Here is a 21,528-nt window from a genome sequence, read left to right as displayed (position 1 = left end):
GCAAGGTCCTTGTCAGAGCTCTCTGCTCATTTGCGCGAGGAAGGCCTGGATGGTCACTTCGTTGCGTTTGAAGAAGTGCCATTGGCCTACCTTATGGCTGCTGACCAGACCGGCCCGCTGCAAGGTGGCCAGGTGGGCGGAGACGGTCGACTGCGACAGGCCGCAGCGTTGGTCGATCTGCCCGGCACAGACACCGTTTTCGAGGCTGTGGTACTGCTCGGGGAAATGCACCGAGGGGTCTTTCAGCCAGTTGAGGATGTCTCGCCGGACCGGATGGGCCAGCGCTTTTATTATCTCGTCGAGATCGAGAGGCATGGATGGGCTCGTGGTGTATAGCGGTATATCGCGATGTGGCGAAATATAGATCGCTGCATCGCGATATACAAATATCAAAGGGTTCTGAATCAAGGCTGAAACGCTATATCGCGTCATAACGATATGCGTTCGGCCGGTGCTAGACTGCCGCCATGAACTACCTCGCACACCTTCATCTGGGCGGTCGAGCGCCGCAGCAACTGCTGGGCAGCCTGTATGGCGACTTCGTCAAAGGCAGCCTCGAAGGGCGCTTCGCGCCCCAGCTCGAAGCGGCCATCCGGCTGCATCGGCACATCGACAGCTATACCGACAGCCACCCCTTGGTGCTCGCGGCGCTGGCGCGTTTCCCAAGGGAGCGGCGGCGTTTTGCCGGGATTGTCCTGGACGTGTTCTTCGATCATTGCCTGGCCCGGCACTGGGCAGACTATGCCGACCAGCCGCTGGAACAGTTCACCGGGGAGTTCTACCGGGTGCTGTTGGCCGAGCCCGAGCTACCGGGGCGGCTGGCGCGGATTGCGCCGTTCATGGCGGCGGACGATTGGCTGGGTGCCTATGGTGATTTCGCAACGCTCGAGCACGTGTTCGGCGGGATCGCCAGGCGCTTGTCGAGGCCCGAGGGAATGAGCGGGGTGATGGACGAGCTGGACCGGCTGTATGAGCCGTTGCTCGCCGACTTTCGTGAGTTCTACCCGCAGTTGCAGGCGTTCGCCGCTGCGTCGCGCTGAAGCCGAGTGCGGCATCAGCGGTTGACGACGAACCTGTGGGAGCGGGTTTACCCGCGAAAGCAACACCGCGGTGCATGGCACCGGCTGTGCCGGTGTTCGCGGGTAAACCCGCTCCCACAGGTTATCCGTAACGCTTACGCGCTGCGCTCGGTCTGCATTTCAGTTATCCAACCCCAACCACTGCCAACCACTGCGCGGGAAGCGCACGCTCACCGGCAGCGAATCGACCCGCCAGGCATCGGCCAGGGGCTCGTCGAAGCTGGCCGGCACCATCAGCCCACGGGCCGGGCTGATGCTCGGACGGGTTAGGCGTTTACTAGGCCGCTTTGGCTTGAGCGCGCGCAAGGCCTAGCGGTTGCGTTTCGCCGAACAAAGCCAGCTGCACGGCATGCTGCGCCTGCAGGGCAAGCACTGCGCGCTCCTTGCCTTGGCTGGCGAGGGGCGCCAGCAGGTGCAGGCGCACCTGGCCACGCGGATGGGCGAACAGGCGCATCAGGTGCGACACCAGGTCGTCATCGCCAATGAAGGGGGCAATGGAGTCGCGCTGACCCTCGCGCAGGTATTCGATCGCCACAGGTTGCACCGCGATGCCTTGGTCGATGGCGCCTGCCAGCAGGCGGCCGTGGAACGTACGCAGGCCGCGGCCGTCGGTGGTGGTGCCTTCCGGGAAGATCAGCAGGGGCCGTTGCTGGCCCAACTGCTGGCTGATCTGTTCGCGCAGCCGCTGGCTGTCGCCACCGCCCCGGCGAATGAACAGCGTGCCGGCCTTTTCCGCCAGCCAGCCGGCCAGCGGCCATTGGCGCACTTCGGCCTTGGACAGGAACGACAGCGGCGCGAGCATGCCCAGCAGAGGGATGTCGGTCCAGGACACATGGTTGCTGACCCACAACATCGGCTGGCGCGGCAGCTCGCCGACCACCTGCACCTCGAAGGGCAGGGCGGCGACCAGGCGTTTCATGAACAGGCAGGTCCAGCGCTGGCGGCGCTCGGTGGAGGCGCGCAGGCCGGCGCGTTCGCCGAGGGCAATGGCGCTGGCCATGGCCATGCCCAACGACAACACCAGCAACAGGCGCAGGAGGCGGGCGCTGGCCCGCAGGCTCGGCATCAGACCGCCGCCTTGAAGTGGCGGGCGTAACGCGGGCAGAGGTCGTCGCGCTTGAGCAGGATGAACACATCGGCCACCTGGAAATCCTCGTCCCAGCAGGGCTCGCCGCAGATCTTCGCGCCCAGGCGCATGTAGGCCTTGAGCAGCGGTGGCATTTCGGCGATGACGTTGTTTGGCAACGGCAGGCTCGGCAGCGGGTTCTTCGGTTCGGCGCGCAGGTGCTCGGTGCACAGATAGCGCTCGCGCAGACGCTGCATGATGGCGTGGGCCTGTACGCCGCCGTCCTGCATGGGGATGCTGGCGCACCCCATCAGGTAGCTGTAGCGGCCTTCGTTGAGCACTTCGGCAAGTTCGCCCCACAGCACGGCGATGGTGCCGCCATTGCGGTAGGCCGGGGCTACGCAGGTGCGGCCCAGCTCCAGGATCGGGCCTTCGAGTTGCAGCAACCCATGCAGGCTGAATTCTTCTTCGCTGTAGAAGCGGCCGAGGCTGCTGGCGGCCTGGTGATCGAGCAGGCGAGTGGTGGCGACCAATTCGCCGGTACTCAGGTCGCGAACGCCAATGTGGCGGCAATGTACGTCGTAGTCATCCATGTCCAGGCCCAGCTCGGCGCCTTTGAGCTTGGCCTTGAATTCCGCGCTGAATACCTGATAGCGCAAGGCCTGTGCTTCCTGCAGGGCCGCAGCGCCGACCAGGCGTTCGGCTTGCAGACGGCGTTCAGTGCTGTTGTCGCCAGAGCGAGCGATCCGAGTCATTACGAGTCTCCATAAGCCAGCCATATGAGGGTTGCGGCCGGTCGGCTTTGTTGTGCAAAGTCAGCCTAGGTAGCCCCGGTGTCACCTCCGTGAATCTTTGGTGATGCTTGCGTGACACCCCCTGCGAGGAGTTTTTCGATGCCTTGGTTGCAACGACTCAACGACCCATTGCGCCTGCCGCTGGCGGCCAGCCTTGGGCAAACCCATACGGCCCTGCTCGAGCACCTGGGTGCGGTCAACCCGTTCGAGCTGGCCGTGCTGGGCGGGCGCGCTATGCCCACGCCGGGGCTGGCCTTCCTGGTCGGTTACCAAGCGGCCTTGCGTGTGCTCTGGCCCAGTGCGCCAGCCGGCCTGGGCGCGCTGTGCGCCACCGAGCGGCGCAGCGTGCGCCCGGCCGATATGCAGACCCGCCTCGACGGCTTGCGCCTGACCGGCAGCAAGGGCTTCGTCACCGCAGGCCTTGAGGCCGAGTGGCTGCTGGTGGCCGCGCGCTGCGAAGCGCCGGGCGAGCCCCCGCGCCTGAGCCTGGCAGTGGTCTATCCCGGCGAGCCCGGGGTCACCCTCGAAGCACTGCCGACCCTGCCGCTGATGCCCGAGGTCGGCCACGCCCGCCTGGCGTTGCACAACGCGGCCTGCGAGCTGCTGGCCGGCGATGGCTGGGATGCCTACGTCAAACCCTTCCGCTCCCTCGAAGACTTGTACGTGCTCGCCGCGCTGGTGGCCTGGCTGTATGGCGTGGGCCAGCAGTGCACCTGGCCGCAGGCATTGCAACTGCGCCTGGTGGGCTTGCTCGCTGGGTGCGCCGAGTGCAGTCGGCAGTGCGCCGATAGCGTGGCCTGCCACGTGCTGCTTGCCGGCCTGTTCGCCCAGTTCGATGGATTACGGGGTGATATCGACAGCGCCCTGGCCGGTGGCCCAGAGGCCTGGGCGAGCCTGTGGCAGCGTGACCAAGGCCTGCTGGCATTGGCCGCCTCTGCTCGGGATAAGCGTCTGGCCAAGGCCTGGGCCGCCGCCGGATTGTCATGAAACCCTGGCAGGCTCGGCCGATTCGCAACGCGAGGAGCGGCAATGGGCAAACTGCGGCAAGGGTTGTTGAGCATCCTGGGGCTGGTGGCGTTATCGGCGTCGGCCGAGGAATGGCCCGCGCCTGACTGGCAACTCGACCCGGCCCGCTACGACTGGCAGGCGGTCGATGACTATGCCTTCCCGGCGCGTGACGAAGCCGAGCGCCGTGGCGTGCGTAGCGATGCGCTGCTGATCGTGCGCGACGGACGCATCGTGCATGAGCGCTATACCGCCCCGACCCGTGCCGATACCCCGCACCTGACCTGGTCGATCAGCAAGAGCGTACTGGCCACGCTGCTGGGCGTGGCCCAGGCCGAGGGCCGCTTCCAGCTTACTGATCCGGCAGCGCGCTACTACCCGCCCTTGCAGGCGCACCCGCAGCTCAAGCTGGTCGACCTGCTGCACTGGGCCAGTGGCTTGGCCTGGCAGGAAGGTTACGAATACGCGCCGCTGAAATCCTCGGTGGTGGCAATGCTCTATACCCGTGGCCGCCAGGACATGGCCGCGTTCACCGCCGCCAATTTTGCACAGGTGTCACCGGGCAGCCGTTTCGCCTATTCCAGCGGCGACAGCAACCTGCTGGCCGCCGCCCTGCGCGGCATGCTCGAGCCAGGTCGCTACGCCGACTACCCCTGGCAGGCACTGTTCGAGCCACTGGGTATCGCCAGCGCAACCTGGGAGCGCGACGGTGCGGGCACCTATGTCGGTTCTTCCTACCTCTACCTCAGCGCCCGCGACCTGGCGCGCATCGGCCTGTTGATGGCGCGCGACGGGCGCTGGCGCGAGCGCCAGTTGCTGACCCCGGAGTGGGTGCGCTTCAACCGCACGCTGTTCACCTGCGCCAAGGGCATACCGGGCGAGGCCAACCCCGGTGGCCACTGGTGGTTGAACCAGCCGTTGCCAGGCCAGCCGACACCCTGGCCGAGCGCTCCCGTGGACACCTTTGCAGCGCTCGGTCATTGGGGCCAGGCGTTGTACATCGTACCCTCTCGCCAGTTGGTGATCGTGCGCTACGGCGATGATCGCGATGGCAGCTACCGCCACGAAGAACTGCTCAAGCGCGTGCTGGCGGTGCTGGTCAAGGAGGGGGCATGAAGCGTGTGTTGCTGGTGCTGCTGGCAGTAATGCTGGCCTGGGGTTGGCACGAGCGCCAGGCCCTGAGCGATTTTCCGGGCATTCTTTCGGCCTACTCGGCCAAGGAGTATTGCTCGTGCCGTTTCGTCATGGGCTTCGATGCGGACTACTGCCGAAATTACGTACGCCAGTACCTGCCACTGAGCTTGCTGGAAGAAGACGGCGCCGCGCGTACGGTGCTGGCCGAGGGCCTGGGCCAGCGCAGCCAGGCCGCCTGGCAGGGCCAGCGCGAGGGCTGTCGCTTGCTGCCGTGAAAGCGCGCGGGTAAGGTTGACGGCCTTGTTTGTCGAGGTTTCCCACTCATGCTGTCGCGTTTGCTCCCCGTCCTGCTGCTGGCCCTGAGCCTGCCTGCCCACGCCAACTGGCACCTTGATGGCGAGTCTTCGCGCTTGTCGTTCATTACCGGCAAGAACGGCGACACCGCCGAGCTGCACCGTTTCCTGGTGCTGCATGGCAAGGTCGAGCGTAATGGCGCGGCCAGCCTGAGCATCGAGATGGAGTCGATCAGCAGCGGCATTCCCCTGCGCGATGAGCGCATGCGTGAAGACCTGTTCGAGGTGTCGCGCTTCCCCAAAGCCACGGTGCAGGCGCAGCTCGACCTGCGGCCGATCAACGACCTGGCCAATGGCGCGCAGTTGGAACTGCGCCTGCCGCTGACCCTGACCTTGCATGGCCACTCGCACAACTTCAATGCACTGCTGCTGGCCACGCGTTTGGACGAGCGGCGTTTCCAGGTGGTGACCCTCGAGCCCCTGTTGCTGCGCGCCGAGGACTACGACCTGCTGCCAGGGTTGGAGCGCCTGCGCAAGTTCGCCGGCCTCAATTCGATCAACCCATCGGTGCCGGTGAGTGCGGTGCTGATCTTCACCGCCCGCTGACATGCCGGGGCCGGTCTTTCCGTGGCGCGATGGCAACCAGTTCGAGCTGATGGTCGACGGCCCCGAGTTTTTCCCGCGCATGCTCCTGGCGATTGTGCGTGCCGAGTATCAGGTCGACCTCGAACTGTACCTGGTGGAAGCCGGGGCTTGTGCCGAGGCGGTGGTCGAGGCGCTGGAGTCGGCGGCCCGGCGTGGCGTGCGGGTGCGTTGCCTGTTCGACGACTATGGCTCGCTGGCCTTCACCACGCCCTTGCGCCAGCGCTTGCAGGCGGCCGGCGTGCAGTTGCGCTGGTACAACCGCCTGCGCTGGCGGCGTGGCCTGCGCAACCTGTACCGCGACCATCGCAAGCTGCTGCTGGTGGATGAGCGCTGGGCCGCAGTGGGCGGCACTGGGGTTACCGATGAGTTCTGGACGCCGGGCGAGGCCAGCAGCGAGTGGCATGAAGTGATGGTGCGCATGGAAGGGCCGATCGTCACTGACTGGCAGTTGCTGTTCGACCGCCAGTGGCACGCCAACCACCGACGTACCGCCTGGCGCCCCCCGGAAGGCTTCGGCCTGCCGCGCCTGCCCCGGGTGCCGGCGCATGGCCAGGGCCTGGGCCGGGTAGCCTATGCCGATGCGCGCCAGCACCGTGACATCCTCCACGCGCTGGTGCGTGCCTTGAACAGCGGCCAGCAGCGTATCTGGCTGGCTACCCCTTATTTCCTGCCGACCTGGAGCGTCCGCCGCTCGCTGCGCCGTGCCGCGCAGAAGGGCCTGGACGTGCGCCTGCTGCTCACCGGCCCACGCACCGACCACCCATCGGTGCGCTATGCCGGGCATCGCTACTATCCACGGCTGTTGCGCGCGGGGGTGCGGATCTTCGAATACCAGCCGTGTTTCCTGCACTTGAAGATGGCGCTGGTGGACGAGTGGGTGAGTATTGGTTCGTGCAACTTCGACCATTGGAACCTGCGTTTCAACCTCGAGGCCAATGTCGAGGCCATCGACCCGCCGCTGAGCGCTGCCGTGCGGGCCAGCTTCGAGCGGGATTTCGCCCTCAGCGAGGAGGTCGACCTCGATCACTGGCACGCGCGCCCGCTGTGGCGGCGGGTCAAGCAGCGGGTATGGGGCTGGCTCGACCGCCTGGTGGTGAACCTGCTCGACCGGCGCGACTGAGGGCGGCTGCGCACATCGCCAAAGCGAACTATCGTGCAGGTTTGTTTCTCTGCAAACGAAGGAGTGGATGCGATGACGGCCAAGAAAATTCTCATGCTGGTGGGTGATTTCGTCGAAGACTACGAAGCCATGGTGCCGTTCCAGGCGCTGTGCATGGTCGGCCATACGGTGCATGCGGTGTGCCCGGAGAAAGTCGCAGGGCAGACGGTGCGCACCGCCATTCACGACTTCGAGGGCGAGCAGACCTACAGCGAGAAGCCGGGGCATAACTTTGCCCTGAACTACGACTTCGTCCAGGTGCGTGCCGAAAGTTATGACGCGCTGTTGATTCCCGGTGGGCGAGCGCCTGAGTACCTGCGGCTGGATGAACGGGTACTGAAGCTGGTGCGTGAGTTCGACCAGGCGGGCAAGCCGATTGCGGCGGTGTGCCATGGCGCGCAGTTGCTGGCGGCGGCGGGGGTGCTCGAGGGGCGCCAGTGCAGTGCGTACCCGGCGTGTGCGCCGGAGGTGAAATTGGCGGGTGGCACCTTCGTGGATATCGCCATCGACCAGGCGCATGTGGATGGCAACCTGGTCACGGCCCCGGCGTGGCCGGCGCATCCGGCCTGGTTGGCGGCATTTCTCAAGGTGCTGGGCACGCGGGTTGCCTGAGCCCAGAGGGAGGGGGGCATGGCTGTTGGGGCGCTGAACCTGCAGGAGGGGCTTGCCCGCGAAGAGGCCAGTGGCCTCACCCTACCTGCTCGACCCAGTCACTGAGGTTGTAGTAATTGGTCACTCGGGCGATTTTCCCGCAGTGGATATAGAAAAAGGCTCCAGCCGACAACACGTAGCGCTGCCCCTGGGCGGCTGGCAGGCCTTCGTCGTCGGCCAGGTATTGGCCATGCACGGTGAATTCCGCCGCCGCCCGGCTACCATCGCTGTTCTGCATCACCACGATATCTGCCAGGCGCTCACGGTAGCAGCGGTTCATCTTGTCCATGAAGCGGGTGAATGCCGCCTTGCCCATCTGCCGCTCGCCCTGGTTGATGTCGTGGATCACGTCTTCGCTGAGCAGGGCGAGGAAGGCCGGCATGTCGCCGGCATTGAAGGCGGCGTAGTAGGCGTGCACCAGTTCGGTAGCGGTCATGGCAATGTTCCTGTCGTGTACGGGAAAGGGCGTGGCGATGGCCGGATGATAGGGTTTCCCCAAGTGCCCGACTTAGCCGAGGGCGTCATCCACATCGACAAAACGACCGCCCCGCATGGAAATACGCCTGCTGCACGGCGCGGCCATCGCGCCCTACATCGACGACCTCGCTCGCCTGCGCCTGGCAGTGTTTCGCGAGTTTCCCTACCTCTACGACGGCACGGCGGAGTATGAGGCCGACTACTTGTCCACCTACGTGCGCTCCGAGCGCAGCCTGGTAGTGCTGGCCCTGGATGCCGGCCAAGTGGTGGGCGCCTCCACCGGCCTGCCGCTGGCCGATGAGACCGCAGCGTTTCAGCAGCCCTTCCTCGACCAGGGGCGCAACCCGCGCAAGGTCTACTACTTCGGTGAATCGGTATTGTTGCCGGCCTACCGTGGCCAAGGCCTGGGCGTGCGCTTCTTCATCGAGCGCGAAGCCTATGCGCACAAGCTTGGCGCGTTTCACTACTGTGCGTTCTGCGCGGTGGAACGGCCCAATGGTCATCCACGCAGGCCTGCGGACTACAAGCCATTGCATGGTTTCTGGCGCAACCGTGGTTTCCTGCATCAGCCTTCGCTGCGTACTTCCTACACTTGGCGCGACCTGGACGAGCAAGAGGAATCGCCCAAGACCCTGTCGTTCTGGCTCAAGGAGCTGCTGCCATGATTCGCGTCGCCGCCTGCCAGTACGCCATCGAGCTGCATGAAAGCTGGGACGCCTACGCCGCGCACCTGGAGGATCTGTGTACCGAGGCCGCAGAGGGCGGGGCGCAGTTGCTGTTGCTGCCCGAATATGCCGGGTTGGTGCTCAGCGGGCAGTTGCCAGAGGCGCAACGCAGCGACCTGCACGCTGCCATTGCCGCTATCCAGCCGCTCATAGCACCTTGGCTGGCGCTGTGCGAAGGCATTGCCCGGCGCCTGGGCGTGTATTTGCTGCCCGGCAGCGTGCCGGTGCGCGAAGCCGATGGGCAGTACCGAAATCGCGCCTGGCTGCTAGGCCCGGAGGGTACGTTGGGCTACCAGGACAAGCTGATGATGACCCGCTTCGAGCGCGAGCAATGGCACATTGCTGCGGGCCAGGGGCTGAGGATGTTCGAGACGCACCTGGGGCGCCTGGGCGTCCTGATCTGCTACGACAATGAGTTTCCCATGCTTGCACGACGCCTGGCCGAGCAGGGGGCCGACCTGATCCTCGCACCCAGTTGCACCGACACCGAGGCGGGCTACTACCGGGTACGCATCGGCGCCCAGGCGCGTGCGCTGGAGAACCAGGTGGCAGTATTGCAGAGCTCGACAGTGGGGCTGGCGCCTTGGTCGCCGGCGCTGGATGAGAATATTGGCCGGGCAGGGCTGTTCGTGCCGCCGGATCACGGTATGCCGGGGGATGGGGTGGTGGCGCTGAGTGATGAGTTGAGCCCGCTGCGTAGCCAGTGGCTGGTGGCGGAGCTGGATTTGGCGGCAGTAGCCAGGGTGAGGCGGGAAGGACAGGTGTTCACCCGGCGGGACTGGCCGGAGCAGTTCGAACGCATTAGCTGAAAACAGCGGCGCGCCCTTCGCGGGCAAGCCCGCTCGTGTAGGAGCGGGCTTGCCCGCGAAGGGCGCGCCACGGTTACAACGGCTTTACTTCACTTCAACAGCCAGGCTTTCGGCGATCTTGCTCTGCCACAGCGCAGGGCCGGTGATGTGCACCGATTCACCTTGGCTGTCGACCGCAACGGTCACGGGCATGTCCTTGACCTCGAACTCGTAGATCGCTTCCATGCCCAGCTCGGCGAAGGCCAGCACCTTGGACTTGCGGATCGCCTGGGCCACCAGGTAGGCAGCGCCGCCCACGGCCATCAGGTACACGGCCTTGTTGTCCTTGATCGCCTCGATGGCGGTCGGGCCACGTTCGGACTTGCCGATCATGCCCAGCAGGCCGGTCTGCTCGAGGATCTGGCGGGTGAACTTGTCCATGCGCGTGGCGGTGGTCGGGCCGGCTGGGCCTACCACTTCGTCACCGACCGGGTCGACCGGGCCGACGTAGTAGATGAAGCGGCCTTTGAGGTCCACCGGCAGCTCTTCGCCACGGTTGAGCATCTCGACCATGCGCTTGTGCGCAGCGTCGCGGCCGGTAAGCATCTTGCCGTTGAGCAGGACGGTCTCGCCCGGCTTCCAGCTGGCGACTTCTTCCGGGGTGATGTCGTCGAGGTTCACGCGGCGCGCGCTCGGGCCGGCTTCCCAGACGATTTCCGGGTAGGCGTCCAGCGATGGCGCTTCCAGCTCGGCAGGGCCGGAACCGTCGAGCACGAAGTGGGCGTGACGGGTAGCGGCGCAGTTGGGGATCATGCACACCGGCAGGGAGGCGGCGTGGGTCGGGTAGTCCATGATCTTCACGTCGAGCACGGTGGTCAGACCGCCCAGGCCCTGGGCGCCGATGCCCAGCTGGTTGACCTTCTCGAACAGCTCCAGGCGGATCTCTTCGATGCGGTTCTGCGGGCCACGGGCCTTCAGTTCATGGATGTCGATGGACTCCATCAACACTTCCTTGGCCATCACGGCGGCCTTCTCGGCGGTACCGCCGATGCCGATGCCGAGCATGCCAGGCGGGCACCAGCCAGCGCCCATGGTCGGGACGGTCTTGAGCACCCAGTCGACGATCGAGTCGGACGGGTTGAGCATGGCCATCTTCGACTTGTTTTCCGAGCCGCCGCCCTTGGCTGCGACGTCCACCTCGACCTTGTCGCCGGGGACGATGGAGTAGTGGATCACCGCCGGGGTGTTGTCCTTGGTGTTCTTGCGGGCACCGGCCGGGTCGGCCAGGATCGAGGCGCGCAGGACGTTTTCCGGCAGGTTGTAGGCGCGGCGCACGCCCTCGTTGATCATGTCGTCCAGGCTCATGGTCGCGCCGTCCCAGCGCACGTCCATGCCTACGCGCACGAACACGGTGACGATACCGGTGTCCTGGCAGATCGGGCGGTGGCCGGTGGCGCACATGCGCGAGTTGATGAGGATCTGGGCGATGGAGTCGCGCGCGGCGGGCGACTCTTCACGCAGGTAGGCCTCGTGCATCGCCTGGATGAAATCGACGGGGTGGTAGTACGAGATGAATTGCAGGGCATCGGCGACGCTCTGAATCAGGTCGTCTTGCTTGATCACGGTCATGCAGCGCGCTCCTCTATAAAGGCGGGAACATTCGTAAAGGCGTTCCGACGGTGCCGACCAGCGTGCCGGATGCCCTGGGGCTCCGGCAGGTCGGGCCGGTGCAAAAAAAGGCGCGGCAGTATACCGCGCATCCAGGCCTGGCACACCTGCGTGTGGTCTGGACCATGGTCGCCCGCCGGGCGGCACCTTTTTTGCTGCCATGGCGCCGTTGCCTTAGAGTGGCGATGTGATGGCTGGAGATGAAACGAACATGCCCGAACTTTGCGTCGGCGAACGTCGCTGGGCGGTGCCCAGCGGCAGCAATCTGCTCGATGCGCTTAATCACGCAGGCATCGCCGTGCCTTATAGCTGCCGCGCCGGAAGCTGTCATGCCTGTCTAGTGCAGTGCCTGGACGGGCAACCTGTGGATGCCTTGCCCGAGGCGTTGGCCCTGGAGAAATACGCACAGGGCTGGCGCCTCGCTTGCCAGTGCCGGGTGACAAGCGACCTGCGGGTGGCGGTGTTCGACCCGCTGAGCGATGGGCTCGCTGCACGGGTTTGCAGCATTGACGGGGTAGGCGATGTGCTGCGCCTGCGGCTGCGCCCCGAGCGCCCTTGGCGTTACCGGGCCGGCCAGCACGTGGTGCTATGGCTTGGCGGGGTGGCCCGGCCTTACTCGCTGGCGAGTTTGCCGGGCGAGGACGATTTCCTGGAGTTTCATCTGGATTGCTCGCGGCCCGGTGCGTTCTGCGACAAGGCTCGGCAGTTGCAGGTGGGGGATGACGTGCGCCTGGGCGAGTTGCGCGGTGGGGCGTTGCATTACGACCCGGACTGGCAGGCGCGGCCGTTGTGGCTGCTGGCGGCGGGCACGGGCTTGGCACCTTTGTGGGGCATTCTGCGCGAGGCGTTGCGGCAAGGGCACGAGGGGCCGATCAAGGTGCTGCACGTGGCCCGCGAGCACTACCTGGCCGAGGCGCTAGAGGCGCTGGCGGGGGAGCAAGTGAGCGTGGAGTTGGTGGCGAGCGAGGATTTTGACGAGGTATTGGCGGGGTTGCGCTTGGCGTCACGCCAGACGGTGGCGTTGGTGTGCGGGGCGCCGGGGCGGGTGGAACAGTTTGCGCGGCGGCTGTTTATAGCGGGGGTGCCCAGGGGGCAGGTGTTTGCTGATGTGTTTAGCGAGCATGCCTGAGGTTTTGTGGCGGTAGTACCGGCCCCTTCGCGGGTAAACCCGCTCCCACAGGTACTCCGCTGATTTCAAATGCAGCGGGGTGCCTGTGGGAGCGGGTTTACCCGCGAAGGGGCCGGTACTGGCACCCAGAGGATCAACCTACCAGCGGGTCACCCACATGCAGGATCTTCATGCCATTGGTGCCACCGATGGTGTGGTAGCTGTCGCCCTTGGTCAGGATCACCCAGTCACCTTGTGCCACCAGGCCGCGCTTGAGCAGTTCGTCGACTGCCGCCTGGCTCACCTTGTCGGCCGGCAGCGAAGCTGGGTCGAAAGCGATCGGGTGGACGTTGCGGAACAGCGAGGCGCGCGCCTGTGTGGCGCGGTGCGGCGACAGTGCGAAGATCGGCACGTGCGAACGCAGGCGCGACATGATCAGCGGGGTGTAGCCACTTTCGGTGAGGGCGATGATCGCCTTGACGCCCGGGAAGTGGTTGGCCGTGTACATCGCCGCCAGGGCGATGCTTTCGTCGCAACGCTCGAAGGTGGTGTGCAGGCGGTGGCTGGACTTCTGGTTGGTCGGGTGCTTCTCGGCGCCCTGGCAGATGCGCGCCATGGCTTGTACCGCTTCGATCGGGTAGGCACCGGCGGCGCTTTCGGCCGACAGCATCACCGCATCGGTGTTGTCCAGCACGGCGTTGGCCACGTCGGATACTTCGGCGCGGGTCGGCATCGGGTTCTGGATCATCGACTCCATCATCTGGGTCGCGACGATCACCGCTTTGTTGTTGCGGCGGGCGTGCTGGATGATCTTCTTCTGGATGGCGATCAGCTCGGCGTCGCCGATTTCCACGCCCAGGTCGCCACGGGCGACCATCACGGCGTCCGAGGCGGCGATCAGGCCGTCGAGGGTCTCGTCGTCGGCAACCGCTTCGGCGCGTTCGATCTTGGCCACCAGCCAGGCGCTGCCGCCGGCTTCGTCGCGCAGCTTGCGGGCGTATTCCATGTCCTTGGCGTCACGCGGGAAGGACACGGCCAGGTAGTCCAGGTCCATTTCCGCGGCCAGCTTGATGTCGGCCTTGTCTTTCTCGGTCAGGGCCGGAGCGGTCAGGCCGCCACCCTTGCGGTTGATGCCCTTGTGGTCGGACAGCGGGCCACCGATGATCACCACGCAGTGCAGTGCGTCAGCCGTGGCGGTCTCGACGCGCATGACCACGCGGCCGTCATCGAGCAGCAGTTCGTCGCCTACGCCGCAGTCCTTGACCAGATCGGGGTAGTCGATGCCGACGATGGACTGGTTGCCCTCGGTCAGCGGGTGTGCGGTGGAGAAGGTGAACTTGTCACCGACTTTCAGTTCGATGCGCTTGTTGCTGAACTTGGCGATGCGGATCTTCGGACCCTGCAGGTCGCCCAGCAGTGCGACATGGCGGCCGTTCTTGGCGGCGATGTCACGGATCAGGCGGGCGCGCGCCTTGTGCTCGTCCGGGGTGCCGTGAGAGAAGTTCAGGCGTGCCACGTCCAGGCCGGCGAGGATCAGCTGTTCGATCACTTGCGGCGAGTTGCTGGCGGGGCCCAGGGTGGCGACGATTTTGGTACGGCGGATGGTCATGCACAGACTCCTATAGTGAAGCGCAGCGAAAGGCTACTCCTCAATTGCGCTGTAGTCATTGTTCCGTTGCACTACCTTGCAGGTTGTCAGGGTGGCGTTTGAACGGCCCAGGTATGCTTGCAAAAGCCTGTGAAGATTTGCCGTGTCAGGCCGATACATTGCCCAACAAAGGAGATTTTCCCATGCGAGCCCTGATCGTTTTAGCCATGGCGGCCAGTGTCGTTGGCTGCACCCGCTGGTCCATGGACCACCACCTGAACAACGCCTACCGCGCCTATGACCGCGGCGACTGCCAGCGCGTGATGCTGGAGCTGTCCCAGGTCGACCGCACCAGCCGCGCACGGCCGTTCATCCACCCGGAAGTGTCGATGCTGCGCGGCCAGTGCCTGGAGCGCCAGAAGCTCTACGTGGATGCCGTGCAGACCTACCAGTACCTGATCCAGCGCTACCCGCAGAACGAATACGCCTATCGCGCCAGGGCGCGCCTGCAGACCCTCGAGCAGCTCGGCCACCTGCGCGGCACGCCACCGGCCGTGGCGACCCCCGCAGCGTCCACACCTTGGCGCTAATACCAAAGTGACAATGATTTCACGGGATTTGCCAACCGCGCTGGGCTAGTCTGTAAAACACATGCAACGATCAACGCCAGTACCTCGTCTTTCTGGCACAGGTACGAACAACATGTTTATCGAACGCCACATAGAACGTCACCAACTGCCATGCGTGCTCAAGGTGTACAACCGGACCACCGACCAACACATCGGTTACCTGGGTAACGCTTCTGAAGATGGCCTGATGCTGATCAGCCAACTGCCGGTGCTGGTCGGGCCGGATTTCGAGCTGCAATTGCGCGTGCCGCTTGCGGGCGGCGGCTACCAGTTCATCAACCTCACCGCCAGTTGCTTGTGGTGCAAGGAAGACCAGACGCCAGGCCACTACGATGCTGGCTTCATGCTGTTGCAGCCGCCGCATGAATACGATGAGTTCGTGCGCTCGCTGCGCGGCTTCTTCAGCTTCCGGCCTGAGAACGCTTCGGCCTGAGGCGTGCTGGGTTAGACTCACCGTCGACCTTTGTTCAGGACGACCCCGTGAGCTCCAGCATTTTCTGGCATGACTACGAAACCACCGGTATCAACCCGCGCTGCGACCGGCCGCTGCAGGTCGCTGGCGTGCGCACCGACCTTGACCTCAACGAGATCGAGGCGCCGGTCAACCTCTACTGCCGCCCCAGCGACGATATCCTGCCGCATCCGGCCGCATGCCTGGTGACCGGCATCACCCCCGAGCAATTGGCAAGTCGCGGCCTGGGCGAGGCTGAGTTCATGACCCAGGTGCATGAGCAACTGGCGCGTCCCGGCACCTGTGGCGCTGGCTACAACAGCCTGCGTTTCGATGACGAAGTGACCCGCTACAGCCTCTATCGCAATTTCTTCGACCCCTATGCCCGCGAATGGCAAGGTGGCAACAGTCGTTGGGACTTGATCGATGTGGTGCGCACCGCTTATGCCTTGCGCCCCGAGGGGATCGCCTGGCCGCAGCAGGACGGCCGCACCAGCCTGCGCCTCGAATTGCTCAGCAAGGCCAATGGCCTCGAGCATGGCCATGCCCACGAAGCGCTTTCCGATGTGCGGGCGACCATCGCGCTGGCGCGCCTGATTCGCGAGCGGCAGCCCAAACTGTATGACTGGTTGTTCCAACTGCGCAGCAAGCACAAGGTGATGGAGCAGGTGCGCTTGTTGCAGCCCTTGGTACATATTTCCGGGCGCTTTTCCGCCGAGCGTAATTATCTTGGCGTAGTACTGCCTTTGGCCTGGCACCCCAGTAATCGCAATGCACTGATTGTGTGCGACCTGCATCTGGAAACCCTGCCTTTATTGCAGGAAAGTGCACAGGCATTGCGTCAGCGTTTGTACACGCGGCGTGACGAATTGGCCGACGGAGAAGTACCTGTACCGCTCAAACTGGTGCACATCAATCGTTGCCCCGTGCTCGCCCCGTTGTCGGTCTTGCGCCCTGCCGATCAACAGCGCCTGGGGTTGGATATGCACTTGCTGCAATCGCGTGCAGAGCAGTTGGCCAATCAACAGTCGGTCTGGCAAGACAAGCTGGAAAGCATCTACAGGGGTGATGAGTTCACCCCCAGCGAAGACCCGGAACAACAGTTGTACGACGGATTTCTTGGCGATCGCGATCGACGTTTGTGTGAGCAAGTGCGTCAGGTAGAACCACGGCAACTGGGGCAAGGGCAGTGGATGTTCGATGATCCACGGCTGCCCGAGTTATTGTTCCGCTACCGCGCGCGCAACTTCAGCGACACCTTGAATGAAGAGGAGGCGCAACGTTGGCAGCGCTTCTGCCAACAACGCCTGAGCGAACCGCAGATGGGCGCGCCGAACACCCTCGGCGACTTCGAGCAGGCATTGCAGAGCCACTGGGCTGGCGCCGACGAGGCGGGGCGCCGGGTGCTGGACGCCTGGCAGGTGCATGTGCAGGCACTCAGGGCGAGGTTGCAGATTTAACTGAACAGATAAAGAAAAACGCCGGCTAGGAGCCGGCGTTTTTCATGTACAGCGCAAGGTAGGCAATAACGGGAATCAGTCCAGCAGGGTTGCCCAACCTTCAACCACGTCACCGCCCCACTTGGCTTTCCATTCTTTCAGGGTCTTGTGATTGCCACCCTTGGTTTCAATCACTTCGCCATTGTGCGGGTTCTTGTATTGCTTGACCTTGCGCGCACGCTTGGTGCCAGTGGTCTTGACCGCGCCACGTGGGGCTTTGCTCAGTTTGGACTCTGGGTCGAGCAGGGCGATCACGTCACGCAGGGACTTGGAATATTCACCCATCAGGGCGCGCAGTTTGCCTTCGAATTCCAGTTCTTTTTTCAGTTTGTCATCTTGCGACAGATTGGCCAGACGAGCTTGAAGTTCCTTGATGGCTTCTTCGGTGGCGCGATATTCGTTGATCAGGGACATGAGGCGTTCCTTGTTGGATGTACAGAGAGACAGTGGGCCAATAGTAAACAGGCGCTACTCTCAAGTAAACAATTAAAAAAGCCATGAACTGTTAATTGTCGAATGGCAGCATAACTCTTAGCTAAACAGAAATTTACATGTTGCTGCCACCGGCTTCGGCCCCGTATGACAAGGGAGCGGGCCCTTTGGTCAATGGTTACTGCGTTTTTCCTGGCAGGCCGCTAGAATGTGCGCCTTTGCGAAGTTCTGGAGTCCGATTCATGCGCACCTACCGTCTGACGATTGCCTGCCCCGACCGTGTCGGTATCGTGGCAAAGGTCAGTAATTTCCTGGCTCTTTATAACGGCTGGATCAACGAAGCCAGCCACCACTCCGACGAGCAGAGTGGCTGGTTCTTCATGCGCCATGAAGTTCGCGCCGAGTCGTTGCCGTTCGATATCAACGCGTTCCGCGAGGCATTCGCGCCGATTGCCGAAGAGTTCTCCATGACCTGGCGGATCACCGACTCGGCGCAGAAGAAGCGGGTGGTGCTGATGGCCAGCCGCGAGTCGCACTGCCTGGCCGACCTGCTGCACCGCTGGCACACCGACGAGCTGGACTGCGACATTCCTTGCGTGATCTCCAACCATGACGACCTGCGCAGCATGGTCGAGTGGCACGGCATTCCGTTCTTCCATGTACCGGTGGACCCGAAAGACAAAGCCCCGGCCTTCGCCGAGGTATCGCGACTGGTCGAAGAACATGGGGCCGATGTCGTGGTACTGGCGCGCTACATGCAGATCCTGCCGCCGCAGCTGTGCCAGGCGTACGCCGAGCGCGTCATCAACATCCACCACAGCTTCCTGCCGTCGTTCGTGGGGGCCAAGCCTTACCACCAGGCCGCGCTGCGTGGCGTGAAGCTGATCGGCGCGACCTGCCACTACGTCACCGAAGAGCTCGACGCCGGCCCGATCATCGAGCAGGACGTGGTGCGGGTGAACCATGCCGACAGCATCGAAGACATGGTGCGCTTCGGCCGCGACGTGGAGAAGATGGTGCTGGCCCGCGGCCTGCGCCATCATCTGGAAGACCGCGTGCTGGTGCATGGCAACAAGACGGTGGTGTTCGACTGACCCCAAGTGCCCAGGCCTGCCTCGTCGCGGGGCAGGCCCGGTGCAGCGTACAAGTGGAGGTTTACCGATGGCACGCAACAAACCCACCGCCTCAGCACCCCCCACCCTTGGCGAAGGCTGCCTGGCCCGCTATGACTTGGAGGCCTTGAGCGACGAGGACGGCACCGAATTCGAAGGCGCCGCCGACCTCTGGCAACAGCTCAACCCGCCTGTCGACGCCAGCGTTCCAGCAACGGACGGGCCAGCAGGCACACGAACACCGGACCACCTGCCACCAGATAGAAGTAATAGGTAACCGCGCGCCAGATCAGTATCGCCGCCGCCGCCGTCGAGGCGCCTACCAGCGGTGCCAGCAGTGTGGCCGACGTCAGCTCGGCAGCCCCCGCGCCGCCTGGCAGCAGGCTGAACTGCCCCGCGCTCAGGGCCAGCACCTGCACCAGGAAGCTCGGTATCCACGCCAGCTCCACGCCCAACCCCAGCAGCACCAGGTACAACACGCTGTAGCGCAGGCTCCAGTGCGCACACGTGAGGGCGAAGACCAGCGCCAGGGTGCGCTTGGGCAAGCGCCAGGTATCGGCCAGGGCATGCAGGAACCGCAGCAACTTGCGCGCCCAGCGCCGCCGACGCGCTGGCGACATGCCCAGGCGCCGCAGCAGCCGACCATTGCCGCGCATCAGTCCACGGCGATAGCGCAGTAGCATGACTATCGCCGCCATTGCCGCGCACAGCATCAGCGCACTGCCCAACAGCATACTTTCCTGACTGTGCCCCAGGCGGTGAAACAGCGCATAGCCAGCAATCGCCAGCATGGCGCAGAAGAAGAACAGCAAGTCGTTCAGCTGGTCCATGGCGAACACTGCGCCGCTGCGTGCTGGGCCGATACGTTCGCGTGACAGCAGCGCCATCAGGGTCAGTGGCCCGCCGCCGCCGCCCGGAGTGGTGCAGATGGCGAATTCGGTCGCCATCACCACACCGATACAGCGCAGCATGCCCAGCCTTGTGCCTTGCTGGCCGAGCAGCAGGCGCAGGCGCATGGCATTGATTACCCAGCACAGCAGGATCATGCCCAACAGCGCCAGCATCAGCCCAGGAGCGAAGGCCCGCAGCCGTGGCCAGAGTTCGCTGCCACCGAGCAATGTGGGCACCGCTACCGCGAACAGCAGCGCCAGGCCCAGCCAGGCCAGGCGCTTCATGGAGACGGCTGGCGCGCCAGCCAGGCGGATTTGGTCAGCGGCTCGCGCCCTTGCTCGAGCAAGCGGGTGAGGGTGCGCAGCCAATAGTCACGGGCACTGGGGTGGCGCATGTCGACGGGGTGCAAGCCCAGGCGCAGCGTCGCAGCCTCGCGCCAGCGGCGGTTTTGCCAGTCGCAAACCACTCGCGACAACCCTCGGCGCCAGGCGCTGCGTGCGCTCCAGACCAGGCCGGGGGCGTCGATGGCAGTAAAATCCGGCAGCCGATATAGGTGCCGGGGCGTGCTGGTGTAGCGTAGCGGCAGCCGGCGCAAGGCCTGCCGCGTACCTTCGCTCATCAGCCAGGCCGGGGCGACGAAACCTGCCACCGGCCAGCCCTGATGTGCGAATGCGTCCAGGCCGGCTTCCAGGCGTTGCATCGCTTGGTGCTGCGGCAAGCCATAGAATTCGCCTTCATGGGTATAGATCCGGCGCATGAAGAACTCGCCCGGCGTGCGCGGCGCTGGGCTGTCGTCGGCATGGTAGAGGCCGTGCAGGGCCAGTTCGTCACCGCGGGCCAGCCGCCGTTCGAGCATGCGGCAGAAGGCTGGGTGATGGGCCAGGGCGTTGCGATGGTGGAAGTCGGGCACTACCAGCCAGGTCATCGGCACCTCGCCCAAGGCGTCGACGGCTTCGACGAAGGGCTGGTAGTCGGGCCAGGTTTGCGGCGCCACGTCATGCAGTACCAGCATCAGGCTGCCTGGTTTGGCGATTGGCTCAGCCATGGGCGCGGGCTCGCGGCTGGTGGCCGAGCACGGCCTGATAATGTTGCAGCAGGCCACTGACCACGGCGTCCCAGGCATAGTGCTGCTCGACATGGCGACGGGCTTGGGCGCCCAGCTGGGAAACACCTTCCTCGAATACCTCGCGCACCGCGTTGGCCATCGCCAGGCCGTCATTGGGCCGGCACAGTCGCCCACCCGCGGGCGTGACGATCTCGTCGAACGCCCCGGCGCGCACGGCCACCACGGGTGTGGCACTGGCCATGGCTTCGAGGATCACCAGGCCGAAGGTTTCCTGGTCGCCGGCGTGTACCAGCAGGTCGGCGCTGGCGAGCAGGCGGGCGACTTGTGCAGGCGGGCAGAACTGGTCGATCACCGTGACGTTGTCAGGCACGTTGGTCGGCATGTTCGAGCCAACCAGCAGCAGGTGGTAGGGGCGTCCGAGGTGGCCGATGCAGTCCAGCAGCACCGGCAGATTCTTCTCCCGCGAGCCGCGCCCGGCGAATACCAGCAGGCGGCTGTCTTCGGGTATGCCCAGCTCGGCACGCAGGTGCGGGTCGTGGTGCGTGGGGCTGAAGGTCGCAAGATCGACCCCCAGCCTCTGCACATGCACGTCGCGCACGCCCAGGCGGCGCAGTTTGTCGGCCATCACCTGGCTGGGCGCCAGGACTCGGTCGAAATGGCCGTACAACTTGCTGACGTAGGCTTCGACATTGGGAGTAAACCAATTGCCCATGCGGTTGCTCACCAGCAGCGGCAGGTCGGAGTGGTAGAAACCGATCACTGGCACATCCAGCTTGCGCCGAGCTTCAAGCGCCGCCCAGGCGGTGAGGTAAGGGTCGCCGACTTCGATCAGGTCGGGCTCTAGGCGGCGCAGTACGTTGCACCAGGGCGCCAGGCGCACCGGAAAGCGATAACCCTTGCCGAAGGGCAGGGGTGGGGCAGGGACCTGGTAGATACCATTGGCATGCCGTGCAGTGGGGCCGGGGCCTGGAACCAAGAGGCTGTGACGCACGTCATGCCTGGCGTCGAGGCGGCGATGCTTGGCATCGAGGTAGGTGCGTACGCCGCCGCTGGCCGGCGCATAGAACATGGTGATGTCAGCGATGTGCACGATCAGCATCCCTCCGGGACCGGCTTCGGGTGTGTCATCGAGCTGTCATGAGCTTTCGATGACGCGCCTGAAGATTGACCTTACTGAAGGATAGTTTGTTCGATCGCGAACTGGGTTGATCCTGGTGTTCGCAAAATTGGCTTAACTGAAGTGATATCGACTTTGTCGCCACCGTTTA

24 protein-coding genes are annotated in these 21,528 nt (G+C 64.5%); 14 read left to right on the top strand and 10 right to left on the bottom strand.

The annotated features are described in order from the left end of the window. Positions 1–12: 12 nt before the first annotated feature. Positions 13–315, bottom strand: a complete 303-nt coding sequence (locus RAC97_RS12680; RefSeq protein WP_375101180.1) for an ArsR/SmtB family transcription factor — start codon at positions 313–315, stop codon at positions 13–15. Positions 316–467: 152 nt separating this feature from the next. Between RAC97_RS12680 and RAC97_RS12675 the strand changes: the two genes are divergently transcribed. Next, a complete protein-coding gene (locus RAC97_RS12675) occupies positions 468–1,040 on the top strand; it encodes an ACP phosphodiesterase (protein ID WP_375101181.1) in 573 nt (190 codons plus the stop codon). A gap of 316 nt (positions 1,041–1,356) precedes the next feature. On the opposite strand, the gene RAC97_RS12670 is transcribed toward RAC97_RS12675, so the two are convergent. Both RAC97_RS12670 and olsB read right to left on the bottom strand, forming a co-directional pair. Then, positions 1,357–2,145, bottom strand: a complete 789-nt coding sequence (locus RAC97_RS12670; protein ID WP_375101182.1) for a lysophospholipid acyltransferase family protein — start codon at positions 2,143–2,145, stop codon at positions 1,357–1,359. Beyond that, complete coding sequence (gene olsB / locus RAC97_RS12665; RefSeq protein ID WP_375101183.1) at positions 2,145–2,900, bottom strand: L-ornithine N(alpha)-acyltransferase; 756 nt, start codon at positions 2,898–2,900, stop codon at positions 2,145–2,147. The genes RAC97_RS12670 and olsB overlap by 1 nt, the downstream gene beginning before the upstream one ends. A 138-nt stretch (positions 2,901–3,038) precedes the next feature. Between olsB and RAC97_RS12660 the strand changes: the two genes are divergently transcribed. From RAC97_RS12660 to RAC97_RS12635, 6 genes are all read left to right on the top strand, one after another. Continuing rightward, complete coding sequence (locus tag RAC97_RS12660) at positions 3,039–3,926, top strand: acyl-CoA dehydrogenase (RefSeq protein ID WP_375101184.1); 888 nt, start codon at positions 3,039–3,041, stop codon at positions 3,924–3,926. Between the two features lie 42 nt (positions 3,927–3,968). Continuing rightward, the gene (locus RAC97_RS12655; RefSeq protein ID WP_375101185.1) at positions 3,969–5,060 is read left to right on the top strand and encodes a serine hydrolase domain-containing protein; all 1,092 of its coding nucleotides are present in this window, start codon (positions 3,969–3,971) and stop codon (positions 5,058–5,060) included. Then, the gene (locus RAC97_RS12650; protein WP_375101186.1) at positions 5,057–5,353 is read left to right on the top strand and encodes an amidase; all 297 of its coding nucleotides are present in this window, start codon (positions 5,057–5,059) and stop codon (positions 5,351–5,353) included. Before RAC97_RS12655 ends, RAC97_RS12650 begins: the two co-directional genes overlap by 4 nt. Before the next feature lie 48 nt (positions 5,354–5,401). Beyond that, positions 5,402–5,977 (top strand): YceI family protein, encoded by a 576-nt coding sequence (locus tag RAC97_RS12645; RefSeq protein WP_375101187.1) that lies wholly within the window; start codon positions 5,402–5,404, stop codon positions 5,975–5,977. A gap of 1 nt (position 5,978) precedes the next feature. Then, positions 5,979–7,136: a phosphatidylserine/phosphatidylglycerophosphate/cardiolipin synthase family protein gene (locus tag RAC97_RS12640; RefSeq protein WP_377747945.1), complete on the top strand. Its 1,158-nt coding sequence runs from the start codon at positions 5,979–5,981 to the stop codon at positions 7,134–7,136. A gap of 72 nt (positions 7,137–7,208) precedes the next feature. Further along, entirely contained in the window at positions 7,209–7,787 is a 579-nt protein-coding gene (locus tag RAC97_RS12635; RefSeq protein ID WP_375100582.1) for a DJ-1/PfpI family protein, read from the top strand. A gap of 76 nt (positions 7,788–7,863) precedes the next feature. Here RAC97_RS12635 and RAC97_RS12630 read toward each other — a convergent pair whose 3' ends face one another. Further along, a complete protein-coding gene (locus RAC97_RS12630) occupies positions 7,864–8,262 on the bottom strand; it encodes a nuclear transport factor 2 family protein (protein WP_375100581.1) in 399 nt (132 codons plus the stop codon). A gap of 115 nt (positions 8,263–8,377) precedes the next feature. On the opposite strand from RAC97_RS12630, the gene RAC97_RS12625 reads away from it, so the two are divergent. Continuing rightward, positions 8,378–8,968, top strand: a complete 591-nt coding sequence (locus RAC97_RS12625; RefSeq protein WP_375100580.1) for a GNAT family N-acetyltransferase — start codon at positions 8,378–8,380, stop codon at positions 8,966–8,968. Beyond that, complete coding sequence (locus tag RAC97_RS12620; protein WP_375100579.1) at positions 8,965–9,837, top strand: carbon-nitrogen hydrolase family protein; 873 nt, start codon at positions 8,965–8,967, stop codon at positions 9,835–9,837. The genes RAC97_RS12625 and RAC97_RS12620 overlap by 4 nt, the downstream gene beginning before the upstream one ends. An 84-nt stretch (positions 9,838–9,921) precedes the next feature. Here RAC97_RS12620 and RAC97_RS12615 read toward each other — a convergent pair whose 3' ends face one another. Next, entirely contained in the window at positions 9,922–11,445 is a 1,524-nt protein-coding gene (locus RAC97_RS12615) for a fumarate hydratase (RefSeq protein ID WP_375100578.1), read from the bottom strand. Between the two features lie 250 nt (positions 11,446–11,695). Between RAC97_RS12615 and RAC97_RS12610 the strand changes: the two genes are divergently transcribed. Further along, positions 11,696–12,613, top strand: a complete 918-nt coding sequence (locus RAC97_RS12610) for an iron-sulfur-binding ferredoxin reductase (RefSeq protein ID WP_375100577.1) — start codon at positions 11,696–11,698, stop codon at positions 12,611–12,613. Positions 12,614–12,746: 133 nt separating this feature from the next. Here RAC97_RS12610 and pyk read toward each other — a convergent pair whose 3' ends face one another. Continuing rightward, a complete protein-coding gene (pyk, locus tag RAC97_RS12605) occupies positions 12,747–14,201 on the bottom strand; it encodes a pyruvate kinase (protein WP_375100576.1) in 1,455 nt (484 codons plus the stop codon). Positions 14,202–14,383: 182 nt separating this feature from the next. Here pyk and RAC97_RS12600 point away from each other — a divergent pair, with 182 nt between their 5' ends. The 3 genes from RAC97_RS12600 (at position 14,384) to sbcB (ending at position 16,720) form a co-directional block, all read left to right on the top strand. Next, positions 14,384–14,770, top strand: a complete 387-nt coding sequence (locus RAC97_RS12600; protein ID WP_375100575.1) for a tol-pal system YbgF family protein — start codon at positions 14,384–14,386, stop codon at positions 14,768–14,770. 112 nt (positions 14,771–14,882) lie between these two features. After that, the gene (locus tag RAC97_RS12595; protein ID WP_375100574.1) at positions 14,883–15,242 is read left to right on the top strand and encodes a PilZ domain-containing protein; all 360 of its coding nucleotides are present in this window, start codon (positions 14,883–14,885) and stop codon (positions 15,240–15,242) included. 47 nt (positions 15,243–15,289) lie between these two features. Next, positions 15,290–16,720 carry an exodeoxyribonuclease I gene (gene sbcB / locus RAC97_RS12590; RefSeq protein ID WP_375100573.1) on the top strand — a complete coding sequence of 477 codons (1,431 nt, stop codon included), beginning with the start codon at positions 15,290–15,292 and terminating at the stop codon, positions 16,718–16,720. Positions 16,721–16,795: 75 nt separating this feature from the next. Here the strand turns inward: sbcB and mvaT are convergent, their stop codons facing one another. Further along, positions 16,796–17,173 (bottom strand): histone-like nucleoid-structuring protein MvaT, encoded by a 378-nt coding sequence (gene mvaT, locus RAC97_RS12585; protein WP_043206401.1) that lies wholly within the window; start codon positions 17,171–17,173, stop codon positions 16,796–16,798. A 260-nt stretch (positions 17,174–17,433) separates the two neighbouring features. On the opposite strand from mvaT, the gene purU reads away from it, so the two are divergent. Beyond that, complete coding sequence (purU, locus tag RAC97_RS12580) at positions 17,434–18,285, top strand: formyltetrahydrofolate deformylase (protein WP_375100572.1); 852 nt, start codon at positions 17,434–17,436, stop codon at positions 18,283–18,285. Between the two features lie 200 nt (positions 18,286–18,485). Here the strand turns inward: purU and RAC97_RS12575 are convergent, their stop codons facing one another. From RAC97_RS12575 to RAC97_RS12565, 3 genes are read right to left on the bottom strand one after another with little or no spacing between them, the layout of a single operon-like run. Beyond that, positions 18,486–19,478, bottom strand: a complete 993-nt coding sequence (locus tag RAC97_RS12575) for a lysylphosphatidylglycerol synthase transmembrane domain-containing protein (protein ID WP_375100571.1) — start codon at positions 19,476–19,478, stop codon at positions 18,486–18,488. Then, the gene (locus RAC97_RS12570; RefSeq protein ID WP_375100570.1) at positions 19,475–20,239 is read right to left on the bottom strand and encodes a DUF2334 domain-containing protein; all 765 of its coding nucleotides are present in this window, start codon (positions 20,237–20,239) and stop codon (positions 19,475–19,477) included. The genes RAC97_RS12575 and RAC97_RS12570 overlap by 4 nt, the downstream gene beginning before the upstream one ends. Continuing rightward, entirely contained in the window at positions 20,232–21,359 is a 1,128-nt protein-coding gene (locus RAC97_RS12565) for a glycosyltransferase family 4 protein (protein WP_375100569.1), read from the bottom strand. The genes RAC97_RS12570 and RAC97_RS12565 overlap by 8 nt, the downstream gene beginning before the upstream one ends. Between the last annotated feature and the right edge of the window lie 169 nt (positions 21,360–21,528).

It is taken from the genome of Pseudomonas sp. LS_2, from assembly GCF_042709235.1.
Taxonomy (GTDB): Bacteria; Pseudomonadota; Gammaproteobacteria; order Pseudomonadales; family Pseudomonadaceae; genus Aquipseudomonas.
Note: the sequence above shows the minus strand (reverse complement) of the source record. Positions and strands in the feature narration are given on the sequence as shown.